Genomic DNA, 19,767 nt, shown 5'->3' with positions numbered 1-19,767 from the left:
CCGCCGCCCGAGCCCGCTCTGAGCTAATGGTCGGCATAATCCAGAGGTCGGCATAGTAGAGATTATGCCGACGTCGGCATAATCTCTACTCGATCACGACCAACCAGGCGGCGATTGCAGGCCTGTTTCGGCGCATGAACCGGTACGTCGGCAACCTACCGCCGATGCCCGGTGTTTTTCCGGACTATCCGGCACCGGTGATCCGCAATTTCGGTGATGCTGAAGAGATGGTGTTGATGCGCTGGGGCATGCCGCCGCCACCGAGGACCGGCGGCCCGCCGGTAACTAACATTCGCAACGTGTCCTCTCCTCACTGGAGAGGCTGGCTGAAGCCGGAGAACCGCTGCCTTGCGCCGGCGAACAGCTTCGCCGAGTACGCGCCCGAGATGAACCCGGAGACCAAGAAGAAAGACGTCGTCTGGTTTGGGCTCGACGACAGCCGACCGCTGTTCATGTTCGCCGCCATCTGGACCGAGTTCAAGGGCGATCGCGGCACGAAGTCGAAGCCGATTCCCGGGCCTCATCTCGTCTATGGTTTCTTGACGACCTCACCGAACGCGGTCGTCGCGCCGATCCACCCGAAGGCAATGCCGGTGATCCTGACTTCCGAGGAAGAGCGCGACGTCTGGATGCGCGCTCCGTGGGACGAGGCGAAGGCGCTGCAGCGTCCGCTGCCCGATGATGCGTTGCAGATCGTCATGCGCGGAACCGACAAGGAGGATAAGGCGGCGGCGTAGGCCGGTGTTGCACGGATCGCCGGAACAACTGGAAGGACCGACCAAGACTGAAGGACGTCCCCAGGATCCAGCGTAGACGATCTCATTGCGATTTGAGCGAGAATCATCGAGCGTGCAATTCTAACAGGGGGACGATCGTGCTCGCGTCGACGGCCGCATCATATCTTGAGACGCTCAACCCGGAACAGCGTCGAGCCGTCGAGCACGGGGTCTCCACCGACAGTCATGTCGGAGTTCCCCTGCTGGTCATCGCCGGCGCCGGATCCGGCAAGACGAATACTCTTGCCCACCGAGTTGCTCACCTCATCGTCAGCGGCGCCGACCCTTCTCGGATCTTGCTGATGACATTCTCGCGGCGCGCTGCGTCCGAGATGTCAAGGCGCGTCGAGCGGATCGCGCGTAAGGTGCTTGGCGCTGATGCCAGGATCATGACTGACGCGCTCAGTTGGGCGGGCACCTTCCATGGTATCGGCGCCCGACTGCTTCGTGAATATGCCGACCAGATCGGCCTCAATCCTGCTTTTACCATTCACGATCGCGAGGACTCGGCGGACCTGATGAATCTGGTCAGGCACGAGCGCGGGCTCTCGAAGACCGAAAGCCGCTTTCCTGCGAAGGGCACGTGCCTTTCGATCTATTCACGCTGCGTCAACGCCGAGGCCGAACTGGACCAAGTGCTCGGCGCGTCTTACCCGTGGTGCGCCGGCTGGGCCAATGAACTCAAGGAACTTTTCGCGGCGTACGTCGAGGCCAAGCAGAAGCACAACGTTCTCGATTACGATGATCTTCTTCTGTACTGGGCACAGATGATGTCCGATGCCGGCATCGCCGACGATGTCGGCGGCCGCTTCGATCATGTCCTCGTCGACGAATATCAGGACACGAACCGTCTGCAGTCATCGGTTCTGCTCGCTTTGAAGCCGGGGGGCCGTGGCCTCACCGTGGTCGGCGACGACGCGCAATCGATCTATTCCTTTCGGGCCGCCACTGTTCGCAACATTCTCGATTTTCCTGATCAATTCAGTCCGAGAGCGGAGATCATCACCCTCGACCGCAACTATCGTTCGACGCAGCCGATCCTCTCCGCCGCAAACGGCGTCATCGATCTCGCCAGGGAGCGCTTCACCAAGAACCTATGGACCGAGCGCTCGTCGTCAGCAAAACCTCGCCTGGTCGCAGTACGAGATGAGGCAGATCAGGCGCGGTACATCATCGAGCGCATTCTCGAAACCCGCGAGGAAGGCTCCCTCCTCAAGCAGCAGGCGGTGCTTTTCCGTACGTCCTCGCACAGCGGCCCGTTGGAGGTCGAACTCACCCGTCGCAACATCCCGTTCGTGAAGTTCGGCGGTCTGAAGTTTCTCGACGCCGCGCATGTGAAGGATGTCCTTGCACTGCTACGGTTCGTCGAAAATCCACGTGACCGCGTCGCTGGGTTCCGTGTGTTGCACCTGTTGCCTGGTATCGGTCCTGCTTCCGCGCAGCGCATCCTCGATCACATGGCGGAGGCTACCGACCCGCTCGGCGCGCTCTGTACCCTTCCCTCCCCACCTCGCGCCGGCGACGATTGGACCAGCTTCGTCGAGACCATCGGAAACCTTCGGTATTCGGAATGGCCATCGGACCTGGAGCGTGCCCGCCTCTGGTACGAACCACATCTCGACCGCATTCACGAAGACGCCGAGGTCCGGCGCGCCGACCTCGTTCAACTTGAACAGATAGCCGGCGGATACCCTTCGCGCGAACGCTTCCTGACCGAACTCACGCTGGATCCGCCGGACGCGACCAGCGACCAGGCCGGCGTGCCGTTGTTGGACGAGGACTATCTGATCCTATCGACCATTCACTCGGCCAAGGGCCAGGAATGGAAGTCGGTGTACGTACTCAACGTGGTCGACGGCTGCATGCCGTCCGACCTGGGAGCTGGCACTTCCGCCGAGCTCGAGGAAGAACGCCGCCTTCTCTACGTCGCGATGACGCGAGCGAAGGACGATCTCCATCTGGTAGTGCCGCAGCGCTTCTTCACTCACGGCCAGCGCTCACAGGGCGACCGGCACGTTTATGCATCGCGAACCCGCTTCATTCCCGAGAAGCTGCTCGGCTTGTTCGACCGCGCGAACTGGCCGACTACGTCCGCAGACGGCGCTGCGCGGGGCCCAAGCCAGGGACCTCGAGTTGACATCGGAGCTCGCGTGAAAGGGATGTGGCGCTAGAGCTTCGCGGATAAGCACCGCGATTTCGAATCCCTGCTCTGCGACAGTGACGAGGAACGAACGCCGGCCGTACGGATTCCCCGGCAGGAGAACCCCCAATGCTGATGACGAAAGAGCGCCGCTCTGCGATCCGGACGCTGCGTGGCTGGGCAATCTCGGTGCTGCAGGAAGCGGGCGCCATCCGCGAGTGCGAGGAGCACGGCTGGATGCAAGATCGCGCCGACCCGCACGCCCCCAAGCGCGCCTTCGACATCGCCCGCCAGGATCCGCCGGACGGACTCTCTGGGACAGAGGCGGTCGCCGAAATCGAAGACGTATTAGCCTCGATCGGCGACACCTGCCCTGAATGCCCGCCGGACTGCTAGAGAACCAGCACCGGGAAATCGGCGCGGGCCAAGTCGGCCTAGCTTCCGAGCCGCTTCTCGACCCGCTTTCGGCTATTGCCGACCTTCTTGACGGCCTTCCTTCACCGCCGTCGCCGAGCGCCCGGTCTTCTTCGACTCGTATCGTAGCTCGTAGTTCTGCCGGTCGGCCACCCCGGCCCTGTCCTGTTTGCGCCCGCGGGCCGTCCTCTTCGCTGTCGCCATGGGCTCCTCCTCTGTGACAAGACGACCATGCAACGCCGCAAAGGATTCACAGGTTCCGGAACGATTCGAACTGTGCCACTTTGAATCACCTATAGCCTGGAGTTCGTGAGTGGCGTTTCAGCGTCGAAACCCGGCGGCCATTGGCGTCAAGGCACCGCTGCCTGGCTTCATCGAACCGGCCCTGGCCAGCCCGGTCGAGAAGGTGCCGAGCGGCGCCCGCTGGATTCACGAAATCAAGTTCGATGGCTACCGCGTCCAAGTCCATCTGGCAAACGAGGCCATAAGGGTCTTCACCCGGCGCGGAAAATGACTGGACCAAACGCTTCCGGAAGATCGCAGGTGACGCCTGGCACATCAAGGCGGGCTCGGCGGTCATCGACGGCGAGGTCGTCGTGCCGGCCGCCAACGGCGCGACCGACTTCTCCGTGCTGCAGAACGAGCTCAAGGGCACCTCGATCAAGATCGTACTGATCGCCTTCGACCTGCTCTACCTGAACGGCAGAGACCTCCGAAAGCTGCCGCTCTTCGAGCGCAAGGCCGGACTGAAGAAGATCATCGCCGGGACCGACGTGCAGTTCAGCGAAAGCTTCGAGATCGAGGGGCGCGAGATGTTCGCGCACGCCTGCAAGCTCGGGCTTGAAGGCGTCGTGTCGAAGGTTCGCGACAGCGTGTATGCGAGCGGCCGAGGAATCAGCTGGGTCAAGAAAACCTGCGCGCAACGCGAGACTCTGACAATTGCCGGATATGCTATCGATAAAGGCAAGTGGGATGGCATCTACGTTGGCCGCAGAAAGGGTGCCGATCTGATCTACGCCGGGAAGGTAGACCATAGGTTCGACAAGACGTCAGCCACTGACCTTCAGAAGCGACTGAAGCCGCTGATCCGCAAGACGCAGCCCTATGCAAAGCGGATCGCGCACAAGGGAATCTGGGTCGAGCCAAAGCTGCTGGCCGAGATCGAGTACCGCGCGAAGTCGGCGGAGGGCAAAGTCCGCCATCCCTTCTTCAAGGGACTTCGGGAGGATCTGTGATGGACGCTTTTGACCGCTTCTGGCAGTGGGCCACCAAGCCCTTAGAAAGTCAGCTGACGATTCCGGCCGAGCTGCATCGAGCGGTCATGGAGCTTGCTCCTGAGGCCGACGAGACCGCGCCGCGGTGAACCAAGCCGCAGCACGCGTGCTGGATCCCGAACGATGAACGCTTGACGGCAACCGCCCCCTTCACGCGTGGATGCCGGCACAGAAACTAACCCCGCGCGCGCCGCAAGGCGGCTTGCAATCGCTCTTTCTCCTTATCCCAGCGGGCTTCTTCGGTTTGCAATCTCTTCTCAAGAGCCTCGACCTCAGCCTGGATGGCGGCCGACCGCTTCGCGTGATTCTGCTCGGCCTTGTCCAACGCAGCCTGTGCCTTGTCGACCGCCTGCTGACGGCGTTCACGCTCCTTCTGCCTCGCGGCCTCCTCCCTCGCCCGTTCGACATCGCGGCGCTTCTGTTCCCGTTCGTAGGCGAGAGCGGTCCTTCGCTCCGCAGCCTTGTCGACAGGGCGAGAGGAAGGCTCCTTCGCCTTCGGGCCTTTCGACTTGCGGGCGGCTTTCGTTGATCCGCTGCCACCAAGATTGGTGGGCAGTTCAGCATGCTCGCTGAAAGGTCGATCGGTTCCAACCGGGCGCCTGAGAACGACGCCTGGCTTTGCCATGGTCGTGGCGATGACGTCCGGATCGTGGCTCTCCTTCGCAGCGCCCTGATGGAAGAGATTGCTGTCTGCGCCCCATGCTTCCAGAGCCGCTTTCATGGAGGGAGCGGCCATCGCCAGATCGAAGAAGCCCAGCGAAGTCTGGTAGGTCTTGAGTTTTCTCGTCATCTGTCTCCCCGCCCTCCCCGATCATCAACGCGCCCCTGGTTTGTCCGGCGCATGACGGAACATGGCGCCGCCCTGGAGCGTTCCCTAATCCTTGAAGGACGTCCATGCCTTACGCAACGAGTTCTGAAGGATTGGCCCGCGAATGAGCCGGACGTCGACCCTGCCCAAGCGCCTGCAGCCGATGCTCGCTACCCTCACCGACGCGCCGTTCGACGACCCCGGCTGGGTTTTCGAGGACAAGTACGATGGCTTCCGGATGATCGCGGAAATCCGGCGGGGCAAGGTCGCGCTTTACAGCCGCAATGGCAAGATCATCAGCCGCAGCTATATCGAGGTCGCCAAAGCGCTGGAGGGCGTGAAGGGCGACGCCGTGATCGACGGCGAGCTCGTCGCGATCGGAAAGGACGGCGTCTCATATTTCCAGTTGCTTCAAAACGCGCTGCGCCATGAAGCGAAGCTACTGTATTGCGCCTTCGATCTCATGTTCGAGAACGCAGTGGACTTGCGCAAGCAGCCTCTCCTCAAGCGCAAGAAGCGGCTGAAGGCGATCCTGCCGCGCGACAGGCTGATCGCCTTCAGCCCTCACCGCAAAGGAGACGGTACGAAATTCTTCGTTGAGGCCGAGCGGAAGGGTTTGGAAGGCCTCATGGCGAAGCGCGCCGACAGCGCGTATACGTCCGGAAGCCGAACCCCGGATTGGCTGAAGATCAAGACGGCAAAGCGACAGGAAGTGGTGATCGCCGGCTTCACGGCGCCCAAGCGCACCAGGCCGTTCTTCGGCGCCCTGGTCCTCGCCGTGCGGGAAGACGATACATGGCGCTACATCGGACATGTCGGCACTGGCTTCAGCCACAGGGTCCTGGAAGACCTCCATGCCAAGCTCGTGAAGCTGACGGGCTCTAAATCACCTTTTCCTGCCAAAGTGAAGGACGAGGCCGCCACGACCTGGGTCAGGCCGTCGTTGGTGGCCGAGGTGAAATTCGCGGAGTGGACGAGCAAGGGCGAACTGCGCCAGCCCGTCTATCTCGGGCTCAGGTCCGACAAGCGGGCGAAGGATGTCGTGCGCGAGCGAGAACGTCCGCGCAAATAGCGCTTCCCGTCGGGCGTGACCGGCAAACCGAACGAATTAACGCATTCGCCTCCTCCGCTGTAAATTCCCTCCGCGGTCGTGCGTTCAGTCGCCTCCAAGGTCGTGGATTTCCGGTCGCATGCCCTCAGGCGTGACCTCGAGCGTCGCAAGCGTGATCGGCAGCCTGAAGCGCCGCCGTCCCGCGCTGCCGGGATTTAGGTAGAGAACGCCACCGACCGTGTCGATCTTCGGCACGTGGGAATGCCCGGAGACGATGACGTCGATGCCGGCGCCGGGATCGGCCTGCAGCGTCTTCAGGTCGTGCAGAACGTAGATCGACTTTCCCGCCAAGCGCACGAGCTTCGTGTCGGGGTATTCGCGGGCCCACTCGCCACTGTCCACGTTTCCACGGATGGCGGTGACGGGCGCGATCCGGCGAAGCGCGTCGACGATCTCGGCGCGCCCGATGTCGCCGGCATGGATAATGTGATTGACACCCGCCAGGCCTCGTTCCGCCTCGGGCCTCAACAGGCCGTGCGTGTCCGAAATGATTCCAATCCTGAACATCATTTCCTATCGCTCGCACCCGCGATCGCTAAAAGACGATCGAGGAGCTCTACTTGAGCGGACAGCATCTTGGTCCGCGCGAACTCGATATCGAACCATTCCGCGCGGTCTACTTCGGGAAAGCTCTGCCGTCGACCGCTTCGGGGCGGCCATTCGATATCGAAGGTATTGCTGGTCAGCGCCGCCGGGTCAAAATGGCCCTCGCCGGCGAATGCGATGACGCGATTCCCTCCTCGCTGTCGGATATCGCCCAGCGGCTGAAGTGGACCAATCGAAGCGCTGTGGCCGAGCTCCTCGGCAAACTCGCGCCGCGCGACCTGCTCTGGAGCATCCGCGGCATCGATTTCACCCTTTGGAATGGACCAGGCGCCACCGTCCTTTTTGCGCCAGAACGGACCACCGGGATGAACGAGCAGAACCTCGAGCCCGCGAGTGCTTTTCCGGTAGGCCAGAATGCCCGCGCTCAACGTCGATCTCCTCGAAGTCTTTTTCAGCGCAGGCATGTCGCTCCTATTTTGCGGCGCGGATCGAGAGCTGGGCAACGGCGAAGGATCTGAGGCGCTACGACTGGCTACTTGCGCAGCAACGAATGTTCAAAACACGCTAGTAGCGCAGCGGGCCCCGGATACACCTCGGCGCACCCGGCTTTCCTCAATTCGTTCTCCGTGAAGCCTCCACAGAGTACACCGACCGTGCGAACCTCCACCTTAGCGGCCGCTTCCGCATCGTATGGCGTGTCACCGATCGCGACGGCGTCGGCGCCATCGATCTTAAGCTTCTTGAGAACGATCTTGAAGATGTCCGGAGCCGGTTTTGATTCATCCACGTCGTCGGAAGAAGTTGCGAGGTCCACGAGATCGACGATGCGAGCGATGTCGAGGTACTTGTCGACTTCATTCTTTGCAGAGGAGGCAATTGCGATCTGAAGTCCAGCCTCGCGCACGCGTCGCAGCAGGTTCGGGACCGCCGAGAAGGGACGCACAAGCGGCAGATACTCCGTCTTGAAGCGATTTCCGCGCCACTCTTCCAGTTTTTCGCCATGGTCTCGTTGGTCTTCGGCGGACAGGAAGACGGGAATGAGCTTGTCCCCGCCTTTGCCGATCTGGCCTCGAACCAGTTCAAAGCTGACATCGTGGCCAAACTTGAGCAAAGCTTCCTGCCATACCAGCGCGTGGAGATCCACCGAGTCCAGAAGCGTGCCGTCCAGATCGAAGATAGCGGCTTTTGGCAACTCACAGTCCTCCATGGTCGGAGCGAGCCAGTTTCGCATACCAGTCGGCATAAAGCGTGTTCTTCGCCATGTGCCGGTTGAGATCCGGCGAGCCGTCGCCCCACCACACCGCACCGCGGTCGCCGAGTGCCTGCTTGAGCTCGTCCACGGTCCTATGCGCCGTTGCTTCCGCCTCCAGATCGGCCGCTTTCTTGGCGTCGCGTACCGCCCGCCGGGCTCCCATCAGCCGCCCGACGAGATCGGCCTCGCTTAACCTCGTCGAGACCGGATTCGCCATCCGCCAAAGCCTGCCGCGGACGACGAAGTAACGGCCGTCTGGCGTCACTGGGTGCTTCACGACACGCTAGGCTGACTTCCGCTGCGGTGCCGCCGACTTCTTCGTGGCCTCCTTGGCCGGTTTCTTGCCGGCAATCGGCATCAGCATTTCCTTCTGCCCGGCCGCCGCCTTGCGCGCCTTCCTGGCTGGCTTCTTTGGCGGCTCTATCGCTGCCGCCGCGCCTCCTCCGATGCTCTTCCGCAGCGCACCCATCAAGTCGACCACGTTCTCACCCCGGGGACGGGCTTTCGCGGTGATCGGTTTGCCGGCGCGCTTCTGGTTGATGAGATCGATAAGGGCGGTTTCGTACTGGTCTTCGAACTTGTCCGGCTCGAAATGTCCTGCCTTTTGGTTGACGATATGTTTGGCGAGATCGAGCATGTCCTTCGTGACTTTCATATCCTGGATATCGTCGAAATACTCGTCTGCGGAACGGACTTCGTAGGGATAGCGCAGCAGCGTCCCCATCAGCCCCTTGTCGAGCGGCTCGAGTGCAATGATGTGCTCGCGATTGGTCAGCACCACGCGACCGATTGCGACCTTGTTCATTTCCCGGATGGTTTCGCGAATGACGGCGAAAGCGTCGTGCCCGACCTTGCCGTCGGGGCGCAAATAGTAAGGCCGGATGAGATATCTCGGATCGATCTCGCTGCGGTCGACGAACTCGTCGATCTCGATGGTTCGCGTCGATTCCAGCGCGACGTTCTCGAGCTCCTCCTTCGTCACCTCGATGAAGGTATCGGTGTCGACCTTGTAGCCCTTGACGATGTCCTCGTTGGCGACCTCCTCGCCGGTGTCAGCATCCACCTTGGCGTATTTGATGCGGTGGCCGGTCTTCCGGTTGAGCTGGTTGAAGGAGACCTTTTCGGATTCCGACGTGGCCGGATAGAGCGCGACCGGACAGGTGACGAGGGAAAGACGCAGAAAGCCTTTCCAGTTCGCGCGGGGGGCCATTGCAGGGGAACTCCATTACTGATGCCGGATTCAAGACGAACGGCCCGGCTTGGTTCCGACATCGCGCCCGTCCAAAAGAATGATTTTTCTCTGCGCTGGCTTGAGCGGACTCGACTTTTGTTCTCTTTATGTTCTAATTCGGAATGACCGACCGTCCCGCGAGCTGGCGCATGCCGACCCCAAAACAAATGGAAAAGCTGGCCGCCGAAGCTTCCGGTAGGCGGGGCCACTCCGCTGCGGCTCCGGATGCGCCCCTTCCGGCCGAATACTGGGAATCGGTACTCAAAGACCCTCGGGTCGACGGGACCGGGGCACAGATTCGGCAGCGACGACTTTCGGAAATTCAGTGCCACGTACTGTGCGTCTCCTGCCGCCGCTGCGAGCGGACCGTGGAAATCCAGACCGCTGATGCAGTCCGATTGTATGGTGGCAACGCGGTCTGGAAGGACGTCGCGCAGCGGCTGCTCGACAACACCTGCCAGCAGCGCACCGGCAGGCATGAAGAAGATGGGTGCTGGCCGGCGTTCGAGACGCCATAACCCGCTCCGGATCGCCGGATCCGATCTCTTTGCGCCTGGATGTCCGGATGGCCCCGAAGTATCACCCTACGCCCCTGTCGGGCGGCAATCGCAAGGCTCTGGCGAAAGAGCTCGGCAAGGCACGCGCGATGGCCAACATCCTGGCCGCCCAATCGGCGGAGATGCGGGCCAAGGGTGTGAGGCGATGATCCAGCAAGCTGACAGGCTGCTTTGCGAAAGCTGGAACGAGCGGATGTGGAGCGACGGCGAACCGATCGATCCGTCGCCCACCATCGACCAGAATGGAGGCTACCCCTGGCCTAAGATCAGGTGCGCGCGCTGCAAGACGCCGAGCGACGCGGTAACCGGAACGGCTGGCTTCTTCCGCCCGTCGCGGTGAACAATCTCGCGACGGTTTGGAGATCGATCCCTACCTTGTTTGAAGAGGAGCGAAATCATGGCCAAGCGCGATGCGATCTTCCCTACCGGCCGACAGGCGCTCTACGAGCGCAATCGCTATTCAGCGGCGATCCGCTCGGACGACTTTCTCTTCGTCTCGGGCCAGGTCGGCAGCCGCGAGGACGGATCGCCCGAGCCGGACTTCGAAAAGCAGGTCCAGCTTGCCTTCGACAACCTTGCTGCAGTGCTGAAGGCCGCCGGTTGCATGTTCGATGACGTCGTTGACGTGACGACCTTCCACACCGATCCTTCCACACAATGGAATACGATTGCCGCCGTTCGCCTGATGCGCCGGGACAGTTTCACGCCTTCGAGAATGCGGCGGCGATCACTCGGATCGGCCAGCAAGTTATAGTCGATCCGAGGCGCAATACGTGGGTCGCGACTTTTCAGCAGAACGCTGCCCCCCGATCTTGGCCTCGTTACGGTCGTCGCACGTGTCATCATTCGACCCGTCGGAAAGGCTTGCGGATCAAATGAGTGCGACGTCGTCACCCGAAGATCCAATTCCTCCCCAATCGCCTCCGCCGATTTCGTCCAGATGGTCGCGCCTCTCGCAGGATGCATGTCACCAGGGCCGCGGACGCTCTCGCCCGCATCGTCGGAAATGCCGCGCTGCAAGCGGCCTTCATCGGAAGGGCCGTCCGACCCGCCCGGCGGTTGCTCGCTCGATGTCATATCGAGATCCCGCCGGCCGCATGCGAAGCGTGCAGTCATGATCGATTTTCGCAATCGGGAACCGATGCTGTCGGCAAGCCGTTTAAGCGCTGCAAGTCCCCCGACTAATCCTCACGCCGCGGCGGGCTTTTGCCCCGTCAGGATCCGGGACGGCTCACGGGATTTGGCCGGATGTAACATGTAAGGAGAGGACCTTGAAGATGATCTCTGCCAACAAAGAGCTAGTTCTTCTCGTCAGAGTAATGGGAGTCCGGCTAGTGGCAACAGCTGCTACCGTCATTGTTGCCAATCCGATTCAGGAACGATGGTCGCTGGACGAGCTCATCCGACGGTGATGTGAAATGGCTCGAGGCTTGTTGTCGATCGGTTCCGCGTCGCCCGCCTTCACCTTCGTACTCATCATGGGCGCCGTTGATTTCTTCGGCGACACGACCTACTCAGGTGGCGCGAGCATGAATGGGCCGTTCCTCGCCTCATTGGGAGCTGGCGCGGCCGTCATCAGCGTTACCGCGGGTCTGAGCGAATTCCTGAACTATCTCACCCGCGGCATTTCCGGCTATCTCGCCGACAAGACGGGAAAGTATTGGCGCATCGCCTTTGTCGGCTATGCACTCAACCTGATTGCCGTCCCAGCGATCGCGCTGGCTGGACATTGGACTCTGGCAGCCGGGCTTGTCCTCCTCCAGGGCATCGGTCGGGGCATGCGCAAGCCGATCGTCGAGGCGATGCTCTCCTACGCCACAAGCCAGCACGGCAGAGGCTGGGTCTATGGCGTCCACAACGCCTTGGACGCCGGAGGCCGGACCGTCGGCCCTCTCCTCATCGCGCTGCTGCTCTTCCTGCACGGCCAGCATCGGGCGGGCTATGTCCTGCTCGCTATCCCGTGTCTGCTCGCGCTGGCCTCTCTGACTTTCGCGCGCCACCAGTTCCCGGTCCCCTCGCGGCTTGAGGAACATCGCAGCGCACCAGCGAAAGGATTCACGCCGGCCTATTGGCTCTACATGCTGGCAGGGGCATGCTTCGCGGCCGGGCTCATGAGCTTCGAGCTCATTGCCTACCACCTCTCCCGCAGCGGCCTGGCTACTGTTTATTGGGTGCCGCTCTTCCTGGCATTCGGCACCGCTTGTGGCGTGATGGCAAGTCTCGGCCTGGGCAAGCTGTACGACAGGATCGGATTGCCGGTCATGCTCATCGCGGTCGTCCTGACGGCTCTCTTCTCGCCGCTTGTATTCCTCGGCGGCTTCTATCTAGCGCTCTTGGGAATGGCGTTTTGGGGCATCGGCCAGGTCACGCAAGACATGCTGCTGAAAGCCGTTGTCGCCGGCGTCCTACCGGAGAGCCGACGAAATCTCGCCTTCGGACTGTTCTTTGCGGGTTATGGAAGTGGTTGGCTGCTCGGCAGCATCGCGACCGGTCTTCTGTATGAGCAGTCGCGGCTCGCGCTCGTTATATTCGCCGTCGCAGTCCAGTTCGCATCGCTGCCACTGTTCGTGATCGCGCGGCGGCGGCAGGGAGCGGCGGGATCCTAACGCTCCCTCGTTGGGCTCGCTGCAATTGCGTGTGTTGGCCGCTCGATGACGGATCTAGTCTTTGCGCGTTGCTGGGAAGCGCAGCGAACAAAAAAGAAGCGCCGATATGGATCACATGAAGACGAACAAGGGTGGCTATGCCAGCCTCATTGTTCAGACGATCATCAGCGGCGTCATCACGTATCTCGTGATGTTCGTCATGATCGATGGGCTCGACAGCTTCTCCAACAATCTCAATATGCTCTACATGACGGTGGTGATGGTCGCACCGATGGTGGTGCTGATGATCATGGCGATGCGGCACTTGTTCCCGTCGAGGGGCGCAAATACCGCGATCCTCGCGGGCGCAATCATCGTTTCGTCGGCAGCTTGCCCTGATCCGCAGCCAGACGACGATCGGCGATCGCGCATTCCTTCGCTCGATGATTCCGCACCACTCGGGTGCAATCCTGATGTGTCAGCAGGCGAAACTGACCGACCCTGAGATCGTCCGCTTGTGCGGTGAGATCGAACGGTCGCAGCGTCAGGAGATCGATCAGATGAAGGCGATCCTCCGGCGGATATAGGCTGCGGCGCCCTGGCGTCTGCGATTAGTCGTAGTGGAACGTAGAGTACAAGATCCGCGCGTCCTGGACGGTGCTCGCTGAGCATCTCGTGATGGGTTGACTCGAAGGCGAGAAATAGTTGCGCGCAAGGTCGCGCTGCCGACTCTGTCCAGATCGGCCAGAGTTGCTCGATGTTGTTCCGATAAGCACGTGCGCGGCATGTTAGGCCATGGCGCGGCTGCGGCGTTCACACCCCGCAAGCAGCGTTCAGGGACCTTTTGCGAGGTACGGCGTTACGCTTGAGGGCACTATGGAGGAATAGTCATGCCAGAGCGACGAACCGTGGAGAAGGCCCGGAAGGACAAGCGCGCGGGCAAATCAACCACCACTCAGGCGGGCGAATTTGTGCATGAGGAGATCCGCAAGGTTCGCCGCGGCAAACATGGGGCGAGATCGCCGCAGCAGGCCATTGCCATTGGCCTATCCAAAGCGAGGCGCGCAGGCGTTGCTCTTCGCCCGCCACGGAAAGGCAAGGCCAAGGCGAGCACCCGCAAAAGCGCCGAGTACGCGTATGAGGCAGGCCAGGGCAAGCGAAAGCCCCGACGCCGACCGCGCGTCTCGCGCGCCGTGTCACGGGTCCTTAAGCGCGAACCGCGCAGCACGGCGTCGCGCACCGCGCTCTCGAAGCAAACGCGTCGTGCCGCCTCGCGCCGCACCGCCTCAGCTCGTTCTGCCGCAGCCAAGAAAGCCGTAAAGACAAAAGGCGCTGCTAGCCGCTCTGCCGCCGCCAACGAACCAGGGCCCGTCGCCGACGATAGCGCGAGTTGGTCGATAGCTACTCCGGATCTAATTCCTGTCCGAACACATCGTCCGGACGACCTTTTCGTGAAGGGAGATGGGCGGGAAAAGGATTGACGCTGCCCGTGCCGTTGATGCTCCGTGACTATACGGTGGTCCACTTCCTGGTCCGCTGTGACAATGTTGCCCGTCCAGCGCTGACCGGGCGGGCATTGATGTCGAACGCCGCGGGAGCGTGGGGGAAATGGCGCAAGAGCAAGAAGAGGGTTATCAAAATCAACGACGAGATCAGGTCAGCGGTTGAGCGGCAGATTACTACATGCGCAGGCTAAGGGATCTGCATAGTAATAGAGGCTACGCAGGGTGATCCGTCGCGGCAGCTTTCGATAGATGTGCAATCTCCACAGCATCACCACCAACCAAGAAGCGATCCGCGCGCTGTTCCGCGTCATCAACCGCTACGTCGGCAACCTGTCGCCAATGCCGGGCGTTTTCCCGAACCACCCGGCCCCTGTCGTGCGCACTCTGGCAGTGAGCGCGAGCCTGCATGCCTCCGCCGTCACCCCGGGGCCGGTGGATTTTCGGTACCGAACATCCGCAGCACGTTATCACCGCATTGGCGGGCTTGGCTCGGCTCGGAAAACCGCTACTTGGCTCCCGCCTAGGGTCGGGAACCAGACACAAGGAAGCGCGTTTAGTTTAATTGAGCCGAGCCCTCCCCGCTGTGTGCCGAATGTTATGGTTCGGGCTGGGGAGAACAGACCGCAACCGCGGTCTTCCTTGCTCAACGCGATGAGGCCAACAGCGCCGACTTTCGATTGCTTGAAGAGGTCGAGGAAATCTCTGCGGTAACTTGGAACGCAGACCAGGAAAGTCAAACCGGTCATCGTTTGGCCGACGAGTCCCCAAAAAAGCGAAACCCAAAAACCCTTGTCCACGGCGATCAGCTTGAAAATGACGCCATTTACCGCACTCAAGAAGCAAGCCCCCAGCATCAATGCCACGACGTTTCGCTTGAACCGCATTCCCCGCCGACCAAACTCAAACGACAATGCAAGCGCACCGACAATAATAACGAACGAACCCAATTCCTTGAGCAAGCGTGATCGTTTCACTCAGAATGAAATAACCGAGGACGTAAGCAAAGATGGGCACCATCTGATAAAGCGGTGTGACGAAAGATGCTTCCTCGATGTCGAGTGCGTAGAGATAGCAAACAGCGGCGAAGACGCTCGACATCCCGGTCGCGCCAAGCGCGGCTCCTTGAACGAAGCTGACGTCGTACACGTCCGGCTGAATGAACAAAACGATCGCGATCGCCACGCCGCTGAACAGCGAAGAGAGTACGACAATAGATCCGATACTTTTCTGCTTGAGGTATCTCGACAGCAAAAACTTGTCGTTGTGATTGGCGCAAGCAAGTAAGAATGGCGCCCACAGGGCGATGAAAAACCAGCTCATAATCGACACTCCGCAGGAATTGTCTTCAGTTCCGCCGAGGCGGAAAACTGTGGCTGATCCCGATTACCGGCCCCTTGTGTGCGTTTCACCGCGTCAGAACCGAAACCCCAAAAGAAATTCTGCGGCGTGCACGATCTTTTCCGGCCCTTAAGCCTAGCACTTGCGGCCCTGCCAGACGATGCGGCGTGGCATTCAGCGTCCGCGAATTCGGGCCGAATGGCGGCTTTGCAAACCGATCGCATCGACGCGCCAGGATCTGCACGAGGGATAAATGCAGCGCGCCCACACCTTGTAGATTGCGCCATCTGGGAACTTAGGCGGAGCAATTGAATTATTTGGTTGCCGGAGTCGATTCTCGGGGGCGCCTGTCATGCGGATGATACAGACGCGAAATCCGATAAGTTCTGCCGATCTCGCAGGCCACCCGCTGCGGGGACAGACAGTTGGCACCGAACGGCGAGCGCCTTGGTCAGGACTTCGCGGTGTCAGGACCGCTCCCTCATGCAACACAACGGACATCCGATCTTTCTTTGATCGATGTGCGTCAACAGGATCTCCCGAGCAACACGGTCACCCGCAACGGTTGCTCGAATACCGACTCGCGCTCGTGCGAAACCTGGCTCGAATCCAGCCCTCTGATGTGGTGCTGGACCTCGGTTGCGGCAACGGCCATCACCTGCTCGCCCTTGCACCTGAAATAGCTCGTGGCATCGGGATTGATGTCTCGCAGGGCATGATCGCAGCGGCGCGCGCTCGTCTTGGGAACTCAGCCTGGAAAGCCAACCTTACGTTCGAAGTGGGCAACGCCGAGGAGCTGAACGCAATCCCGGACCAGTCGGTCGATCTGGCGATTTGTACCGGTGCCTTCGAGCATATGCTAGACAAGCGAGCGGCGTTGGCAAGCATCTATAGGGTGCTGAAGATTGGTGGCCGTTTTTTCTGCCTGACACCGGATGCCGATTACGTTTGGTATCGGACGATAGCACCTATGTTGGGGTTTGGCACCAAGCACCTTTCTAGTGACCGAATACTGACTCGCGAAGAATTTTCCGTGCTGCTGGACCAAGCTGGGTTTAGCCGCGGTCGCTCTGTTCCCTGGACGTTCATTCCCAAAGGAGACGTGCCCGCCCTCGCTGCGCTACTGCTGACCATGCTTGATGTCATCGGGCGGCACGCTCGCTTGGATTCTTTTCGCGGCGGCCTCTCACTATGCGCCTGGAAGGAAGCGAAACCTACCTAGCAGCGAAAGGAATGGCCGTCATGAAGACGGATATTGTTCGGCTTGCGGCTCGCGCAAATCCGTCTGACTTGCCGCAACCATCGCAGGATCCGCAGCGTGCGCACGTTTCCATACAATGAACTGCACCTTGTGTTCGCCGTGCCGGGTGATCTCGCCACGCCGACCGGAGGTTATCGCTATGATCGACGCATCATCCAAGAGCTTCGGCGGCTCGGTTGGCACGTCGATGTCGCCAACATAGGCAGCAGCTTTCCATTCCCGAGCATCGCGCAGCGCGCGACCGCGCTGGCGATACTGTCCGCGGTGCCGGCCGGCTGTCCGATGGTGCTCGATGGGCTTGCATTCGGGGCCCTGCCCGAGGCCGGCGCGCTCCGATCCCGCACACCCCTCATCGCTTTGGTGCATCAACCGCTTGCTCTGCACTCCGGTCTAGACAGAACGCAGGCAGACGTCTTCCGCGAGAGCGAGCGCGCGGCGCTCGCTGCTGCCGCGCACGTCGTGGTCACGAGTGAGGCAACCGCCCGGATTGTGATCGCTGATTACGACGTCCCGGCTCAGCGCGTCAGCGTGGTCCGACCGGGTAATGATCCTGTTCCGTCAGCGCCCGGCAGCAACGATGGCGTCGTTCGGCTTCTCTCGATTGGTTCGGTGGTACCAGGCAAAGGATACGATCTGCTGATTGCTGCTCTGGTCACACTTGCCGACATGCCTTGGCGGCTGACGATCGCGGGTGACCGGACCCGCAACCCGGCGGCCGCCGCGAAGCTTGACGCCGACATCGAGGCCTACGGCCTCGGCGACAAGGTCACGGTGCTCGGCGCCGTGCCGGCTGAGCGCATCACCGAACTCTATTTGGCATCCGACATATTTGTTCTTGCGTCGCGTTTCGAAGGGTATGGGATGGCGCTCGCCGAAGCGATCGGGCACGGCCTTCCGGTCGTGTCTACCAGGGCGGGCGCGATCCCAGAAACAGTGCCGGCGGAGGCCGGTCTGCTGGTGCCTCCGGACGATCCGATCGCATTGTCGCAGGCACTGCGCCGTCTGATCGGCGATCCGCATCAACGGCGGCGGCTTGCCGCGAATGCTCGCGCGGCAGCGGCTCAGCTCCCCACTTGGCAAGGTTCCGCCCGACTGTTTGCCAGCGCAATCGAGACGATCGGTAAATGAGTGGGGCTCGGCATCGTGTCACTAGTTTTGTCGTGTCCCTACTATGTCCGGTAGGCTTAATCTCGGAAATGCCGATTGTTGGTAGCCGCAAGCTGTGACCGCTCACCGGTTCACCGAGGCGGAGGATGTGATCCACCGATGTCTCTGGGATTCGGGCAAACCTATTTCTGGCGACGTCGTGCGAGGTCCGCGGATGGCACTTCCAGGATGCGCGCCGATTGGTATTGAGGACCAAATGGAGTGGTCAGTGCACGCGCGAGATCGCCCAGCGCCGGGTACGGTACGTTCGACAGATGTCGATGCGTTCAAACTCGCGGCTCTTACCCAAACGGAGCAGTTCTATTCAATTGTCCTGAGGGATCTCCTCGAATCGGACCTTCCGTTCATGATCGGAGGCGGGTACGCCGTAAATCTTTATACCCATGCGCGGTACCCGACAAAGGACCTAGACATTTTTACGACTGCCGCGGAATTCCCTCGCCTACTCTCTCACCTACAGCGGAACAATCGGGTATCGGCGAATGAGAGTTGGCTGGGAAAAGTTCACCGCGGTCGCGATTTCGTCGACGTCATCTTTGGTTCCAGCAATGGCGCCGTGCCGGTTCAGGAAGAGTGGTTTCAGTATGCAACACAGGCTCAAGTGCTCGGGCATTGCGTGCCTGTGATCAACCCCACCGAGCTGATCTGGACCAAGGCGTTCATCCAGAAGCGGAACCGTCATGATGGCGTCGATATCGTCCATCTCATTCTTAAGCAGCGAGAGGCAATCGATTGGCAGCGCCTGATCATGTACATGAACCCACATTGGGAGATACTGCTTTGTCATCTGCTCACGTTTCGTTGGATCTATCCGAGTGAGCGAGATGCCATTCCAGATTGGCTGCTTGACGATCTTCTTGAACGATTGAGTCGGCAGCGGGAAGGTCCGCCACCGGCGACGAAACTCTGCCGCGGTCGGTTGCTTTCCAGCTCCGATTACCGAAGTGCGACCGAGAAGTGGGGCTTCCTGAACGTCGAAGACGAGTGCGGCAATGAACGATGATGCAAGTTCATTCACATTTGCAGGCATGGGCGATCTTCATGTGAAGGATGGGCAGTCGGGCTCGCTCCGCGAATTGTTTCAAGCAATCTCGAAGAGTGCCGGCGCCCTGGTCCTTTGCGGCGACCTCACCGATACGGGAACTCCGGCACAGGCGGAAATCCTCGCTAAAGAGCTGCGTGCCTGCTCTGTCCCAGTAATCGGCGTCCTTGGGAACCACGATTACGAGTCGGGACATGCCGACGAGGTGAAACGAATCCTTTGTGACGCGGGCGTACACCTGCTCGATGGCCAGGCAGCCGAAGTTAATGGCGTGGCATTTATTGGCGTGAAGGGCTTTGCCGGCGGATTTGGTCCACGAATGCTAAGCTCTTTCGGCGAGCCGGCGATCAAGACGTTTGTTGCCGAAGCGATGAATGAAGCGATGCGGCTGGAGAACATCATGCGCACGGTGAACAGCCGGCGCGCCGTCGTGGTCCTTCACTATGCCCCGATTGTCGACACGGTGGAGGGTGAACCTCTCGAAATTTATCCCTTCCTCGGGTGCTCGCGCCTTGCAGAAACCATTGACCGCTTCAAGGTATGCGCCGTCGTGCATGGTCATGCGCATCGCGGGAAGTATGAGGCCGCACGCCCGCCGGAGCGCGGGTGTACAACGTCGCCATGGGCGTGCAGAAGCCTTCGGGGTTGCCCTATGCGCTCATTTCCGTCTGACGGTGGGAGTTCAGCTGAAAGCCCCTTGCATTGGGCGAGTCGTCTCTGGGCACAGTCACCCAAGTCCACGCGTACTTTGGATTTCTTG

General features: G+C 60.8%; 21 protein-coding genes and 6 pseudogenes. 17 read left to right on the top strand and 10 right to left on the bottom strand.

All coding sequences use genetic code 11. The annotated features are described in order from the left end of the window. Positions 1-92: 92 nt before the first annotated feature. From IVB05_RS12880 to IVB05_RS12870, 3 genes are all read left to right on the top strand, one after another. The gene (locus IVB05_RS12880; protein WP_256473441.1) at positions 93-737 is read left to right on the top strand and encodes an SOS response-associated peptidase family protein; all 645 of its coding nucleotides are present in this window, start codon (positions 93-95) and stop codon (positions 735-737) included. Positions 738-871: 134 nt separating this feature from the next. Then, positions 872-2,947, top strand: coding sequence for an ATP-dependent helicase (locus tag IVB05_RS12875; RefSeq protein ID WP_247786670.1), 2,076 nt, complete (start codon positions 872-874; stop codon positions 2,945-2,947). Between the two features lie 98 nt (positions 2,948-3,045). Then, on the top strand, positions 3,046-3,312 hold the full coding sequence (locus IVB05_RS12870; protein ID WP_247784729.1) for a hypothetical protein: 267 nt from the start codon (positions 3,046-3,048) through the stop codon (positions 3,310-3,312). Positions 3,313-3,350: 38 nt separating this feature from the next. Here the strand turns inward: IVB05_RS12870 and IVB05_RS12865 are convergent. Beyond that, positions 3,351-3,534 (bottom strand): annotated as a pseudogene (locus tag IVB05_RS12865) (DUF3606 domain-containing protein). Positions 3,535-3,643: 109 nt separating this feature from the next. Between IVB05_RS12865 and ligD (IVB05_RS12860) the strand changes: the two are divergent. Further along, positions 3,644-4,565 (top strand): annotated as a pseudogene (gene ligD / locus IVB05_RS12860) (non-homologous end-joining DNA ligase). Continuing rightward, positions 4,565-4,693, top strand: coding sequence for a hypothetical protein (locus IVB05_RS43505; RefSeq protein ID WP_256473283.1), 129 nt, complete (start codon positions 4,565-4,567; stop codon positions 4,691-4,693). The pseudogene ligD (IVB05_RS12860) and the gene IVB05_RS43505 overlap by 1 nt, the downstream one beginning before the upstream one ends. Positions 4,694-4,779: 86 nt before the next feature. Here IVB05_RS43505 and IVB05_RS12855 read toward each other — a convergent pair whose 3' ends face one another. Further along, the gene (locus IVB05_RS12855; protein ID WP_247784728.1) at positions 4,780-5,394 is read right to left on the bottom strand and encodes a cell envelope biogenesis protein TolA; all 615 of its coding nucleotides are present in this window, start codon (positions 5,392-5,394) and stop codon (positions 4,780-4,782) included. Positions 5,395-5,536: 142 nt separating this feature from the next. On the opposite strand from IVB05_RS12855, the gene ligD (IVB05_RS12850) reads away from it, so the two are divergent. Then, positions 5,537-6,484, top strand: coding sequence for a non-homologous end-joining DNA ligase (gene ligD, locus IVB05_RS12850; protein ID WP_247784726.1), 948 nt, complete (start codon positions 5,537-5,539; stop codon positions 6,482-6,484). An 84-nt stretch (positions 6,485-6,568) separates the two neighbouring features. On the opposite strand, the gene IVB05_RS12845 is transcribed toward ligD (IVB05_RS12850), so the two are convergent. The 5 genes from IVB05_RS12845 to IVB05_RS12825 form a co-directional block, all read right to left on the bottom strand. Then, positions 6,569-7,033, bottom strand: a complete 465-nt coding sequence (locus IVB05_RS12845; protein ID WP_247784723.1) for a metallophosphoesterase family protein — start codon at positions 7,031-7,033, stop codon at positions 6,569-6,571. Further along, the gene (locus IVB05_RS12840; RefSeq protein ID WP_247784721.1) at positions 7,030-7,533 is read right to left on the bottom strand and encodes an NUDIX domain-containing protein; all 504 of its coding nucleotides are present in this window, start codon (positions 7,531-7,533) and stop codon (positions 7,030-7,032) included. Before IVB05_RS12840 ends, IVB05_RS12845 begins: the two co-directional genes overlap by 4 nt. A 68-nt stretch (positions 7,534-7,601) precedes the next feature. Next, positions 7,602-8,276 carry an HAD family hydrolase gene (locus tag IVB05_RS12835; RefSeq protein WP_247784720.1) on the bottom strand — a complete coding sequence of 225 codons (675 nt, stop codon included), beginning with the start codon at positions 8,274-8,276 and terminating at the stop codon, positions 7,602-7,604. Then, on the bottom strand, positions 8,263-8,598 hold the full coding sequence (locus tag IVB05_RS12830; RefSeq protein WP_247784719.1) for a hypothetical protein: 336 nt from the start codon (positions 8,596-8,598) through the stop codon (positions 8,263-8,265). Before IVB05_RS12830 ends, IVB05_RS12835 begins: the two co-directional genes overlap by 14 nt. 6 nt (positions 8,599-8,604) lie before the next feature. Next, positions 8,605-9,531 (bottom strand): Ku protein, encoded by a 927-nt coding sequence (locus IVB05_RS12825; protein WP_247784717.1) that lies wholly within the window; start codon positions 9,529-9,531, stop codon positions 8,605-8,607. 143 nt (positions 9,532-9,674) lie between these two features. On the opposite strand from IVB05_RS12825, the gene IVB05_RS12820 reads away from it, so the two are divergent. From IVB05_RS12820 to IVB05_RS12810, 3 genes and pseudogenes are all read left to right on the top strand, one after another. Beyond that, positions 9,675-10,070 (top strand): hypothetical protein, encoded by a 396-nt coding sequence (locus tag IVB05_RS12820; protein WP_247784713.1) that lies wholly within the window; start codon positions 9,675-9,677, stop codon positions 10,068-10,070. A gap of 47 nt (positions 10,071-10,117) precedes the next feature. Next, a pseudogene (locus IVB05_RS12815) lies at positions 10,118-10,407 on the top strand (hypothetical protein); the annotation flags it as partial. Between the two features lie 99 nt (positions 10,408-10,506). Continuing rightward, on the top strand, positions 10,507-10,863 hold the full coding sequence (locus tag IVB05_RS12810; protein ID WP_346771852.1) for a Rid family hydrolase: 357 nt from the start codon (positions 10,507-10,509) through the stop codon (positions 10,861-10,863). Here IVB05_RS12810 and IVB05_RS12805 read toward each other — a convergent pair. Further along, a pseudogene (locus IVB05_RS12805) lies at positions 10,788-10,952 on the bottom strand (GMC oxidoreductase); the annotation flags it as partial. The gene IVB05_RS12810 and the pseudogene IVB05_RS12805 sit on opposite strands and share 76 nt — an antisense overlap. Before the next feature lie 590 nt (positions 10,953-11,542). Here IVB05_RS12805 and IVB05_RS12800 point away from each other — a divergent pair. From IVB05_RS12800 to IVB05_RS12785, 4 genes and pseudogenes are all read left to right on the top strand, one after another. After that, positions 11,543-12,715, top strand: coding sequence for an MFS transporter (locus IVB05_RS12800; RefSeq protein ID WP_247784712.1), 1,173 nt, complete (start codon positions 11,543-11,545; stop codon positions 12,713-12,715). A 106-nt stretch (positions 12,716-12,821) separates the two neighbouring features. Further along, entirely contained in the window at positions 12,822-13,199 is a 378-nt protein-coding gene (locus IVB05_RS12795) for a hypothetical protein (protein ID WP_247787446.1), read from the top strand. Beyond that, complete coding sequence (locus IVB05_RS12790) at positions 13,138-13,281, top strand: DUF305 domain-containing protein (RefSeq protein ID WP_247784711.1); 144 nt, start codon at positions 13,138-13,140, stop codon at positions 13,279-13,281. Before IVB05_RS12795 ends, IVB05_RS12790 begins: the two co-directional genes overlap by 62 nt. A 1,167-nt stretch (positions 13,282-14,448) precedes the next feature. After that, positions 14,449-14,717 (top strand): annotated as a pseudogene (locus IVB05_RS12785) (SOS response-associated peptidase); the annotation flags it as partial. Here the strand turns inward: IVB05_RS12785 and IVB05_RS12780 are convergent. Continuing rightward, positions 14,667-15,158 (bottom strand): hypothetical protein, encoded by a 492-nt coding sequence (locus IVB05_RS12780; RefSeq protein WP_247787445.1) that lies wholly within the window; start codon positions 15,156-15,158, stop codon positions 14,667-14,669. The pseudogene IVB05_RS12785 and the gene IVB05_RS12780 sit on opposite strands and share 51 nt — an antisense overlap. Then, on the bottom strand, positions 15,100-15,519 hold the full coding sequence (locus IVB05_RS12775) for an EamA family transporter (protein WP_247784710.1): 420 nt from the start codon (positions 15,517-15,519) through the stop codon (positions 15,100-15,102). Before IVB05_RS12775 ends, IVB05_RS12780 begins: the two co-directional genes overlap by 59 nt. A 427-nt stretch (positions 15,520-15,946) precedes the next feature. Here IVB05_RS12775 and IVB05_RS12770 point away from each other — a divergent pair, with 427 nt between their 5' ends. From IVB05_RS12770 to IVB05_RS12755, 4 genes and pseudogenes are all read left to right on the top strand, one after another. Next, a complete protein-coding gene (locus IVB05_RS12770) occupies positions 15,947-16,759 on the top strand; it encodes a methyltransferase domain-containing protein (RefSeq protein ID WP_346771876.1) in 813 nt (270 codons plus the stop codon). A 33-nt stretch (positions 16,760-16,792) separates the two neighbouring features. Continuing rightward, complete coding sequence (locus IVB05_RS12765; RefSeq protein WP_247784708.1) at positions 16,793-17,926, top strand: glycosyltransferase family 4 protein; 1,134 nt, start codon at positions 16,793-16,795, stop codon at positions 17,924-17,926. Between the two features lie 193 nt (positions 17,927-18,119). Next, on the top strand, positions 18,120-18,968 hold the full coding sequence (locus IVB05_RS12760) for a nucleotidyltransferase family protein (RefSeq protein ID WP_247784707.1): 849 nt from the start codon (positions 18,120-18,122) through the stop codon (positions 18,966-18,968). Further along, a pseudogene (locus IVB05_RS12755) lies at positions 18,958-19,679 on the top strand (metallophosphoesterase). Before IVB05_RS12760 ends, IVB05_RS12755 begins: the two are co-directional and overlap by 11 nt. The last annotated feature ends 88 nt before the right edge of the window (positions 19,680-19,767 follow it).

Source organism: Bradyrhizobium sp. 170, from assembly GCF_023101085.1.
In the GTDB taxonomy this organism is placed as follows: domain Bacteria; phylum Pseudomonadota; class Alphaproteobacteria; order Rhizobiales; family Xanthobacteraceae; genus Bradyrhizobium.
This window is presented reverse-complemented; position numbering and strand designations above follow the sequence as displayed.

What these genes read in the sequence shown, in the direction of transcription:
- IVB05_RS12870 (WP_247784729.1), top strand. Translation starts at nt 3,046, where the DNA reads ATGCTGATGACGAAAGAGCGCCGCTCTGCGATCCGGACGCTGCGTGGC.
- IVB05_RS43505 (WP_256473283.1), top strand. Translation starts at nt 4,565, where the DNA reads ATGGACGCTTTTGACCGCTTCTGGCAGTGGGCCACCAAGCCCTTAGAA.
- IVB05_RS12855 (WP_247784728.1), bottom strand. Translation starts at nt 5,394, where the DNA reads ATGACGAGAAAACTCAAGACCTACCAGACTTCGCTGGGCTTCTTCGAT.
- ligD (WP_247784726.1), top strand. Translation starts at nt 5,537, where the DNA reads ATGAGCCGGACGTCGACCCTGCCCAAGCGCCTGCAGCCGATGCTCGCT.
- IVB05_RS12845 (WP_247784723.1), bottom strand. Translation starts at nt 7,033, where the DNA reads ATGATGTTCAGGATTGGAATCATTTCGGACACGCACGGCCTGTTGAGG.
- IVB05_RS12840 (WP_247784721.1), bottom strand. Translation starts at nt 7,533, where the DNA reads ATGCCTGCGCTGAAAAAGACTTCGAGGAGATCGACGTTGAGCGCGGGC.
- IVB05_RS12835 (WP_247784720.1), bottom strand. Translation starts at nt 8,276, where the DNA reads ATGGAGGACTGTGAGTTGCCAAAAGCCGCTATCTTCGATCTGGACGGC.
- IVB05_RS12825 (WP_247784717.1), bottom strand. Translation starts at nt 9,531, where the DNA reads ATGGCCCCCCGCGCGAACTGGAAAGGCTTTCTGCGTCTTTCCCTCGTC.
- IVB05_RS12820 (WP_247784713.1), top strand. Translation starts at nt 9,675, where the DNA reads ATGACCGACCGTCCCGCGAGCTGGCGCATGCCGACCCCAAAACAAATG.
- IVB05_RS12810 (WP_346771852.1), top strand. Translation starts at nt 10,507, where the DNA reads ATGGCCAAGCGCGATGCGATCTTCCCTACCGGCCGACAGGCGCTCTAC.
- IVB05_RS12795 (WP_247787446.1), top strand. Translation starts at nt 12,822, where the DNA reads ATGGATCACATGAAGACGAACAAGGGTGGCTATGCCAGCCTCATTGTT.
- IVB05_RS12790 (WP_247784711.1), top strand. Translation starts at nt 13,138, where the DNA reads ATGATTCCGCACCACTCGGGTGCAATCCTGATGTGTCAGCAGGCGAAA.
- IVB05_RS12775 (WP_247784710.1), bottom strand. Translation starts at nt 15,519, where the DNA reads ATGAGCTGGTTTTTCATCGCCCTGTGGGCGCCATTCTTACTTGCTTGC.
- IVB05_RS12760 (WP_247784707.1), top strand. Translation starts at nt 18,120, where the DNA reads ATGGCACTTCCAGGATGCGCGCCGATTGGTATTGAGGACCAAATGGAG.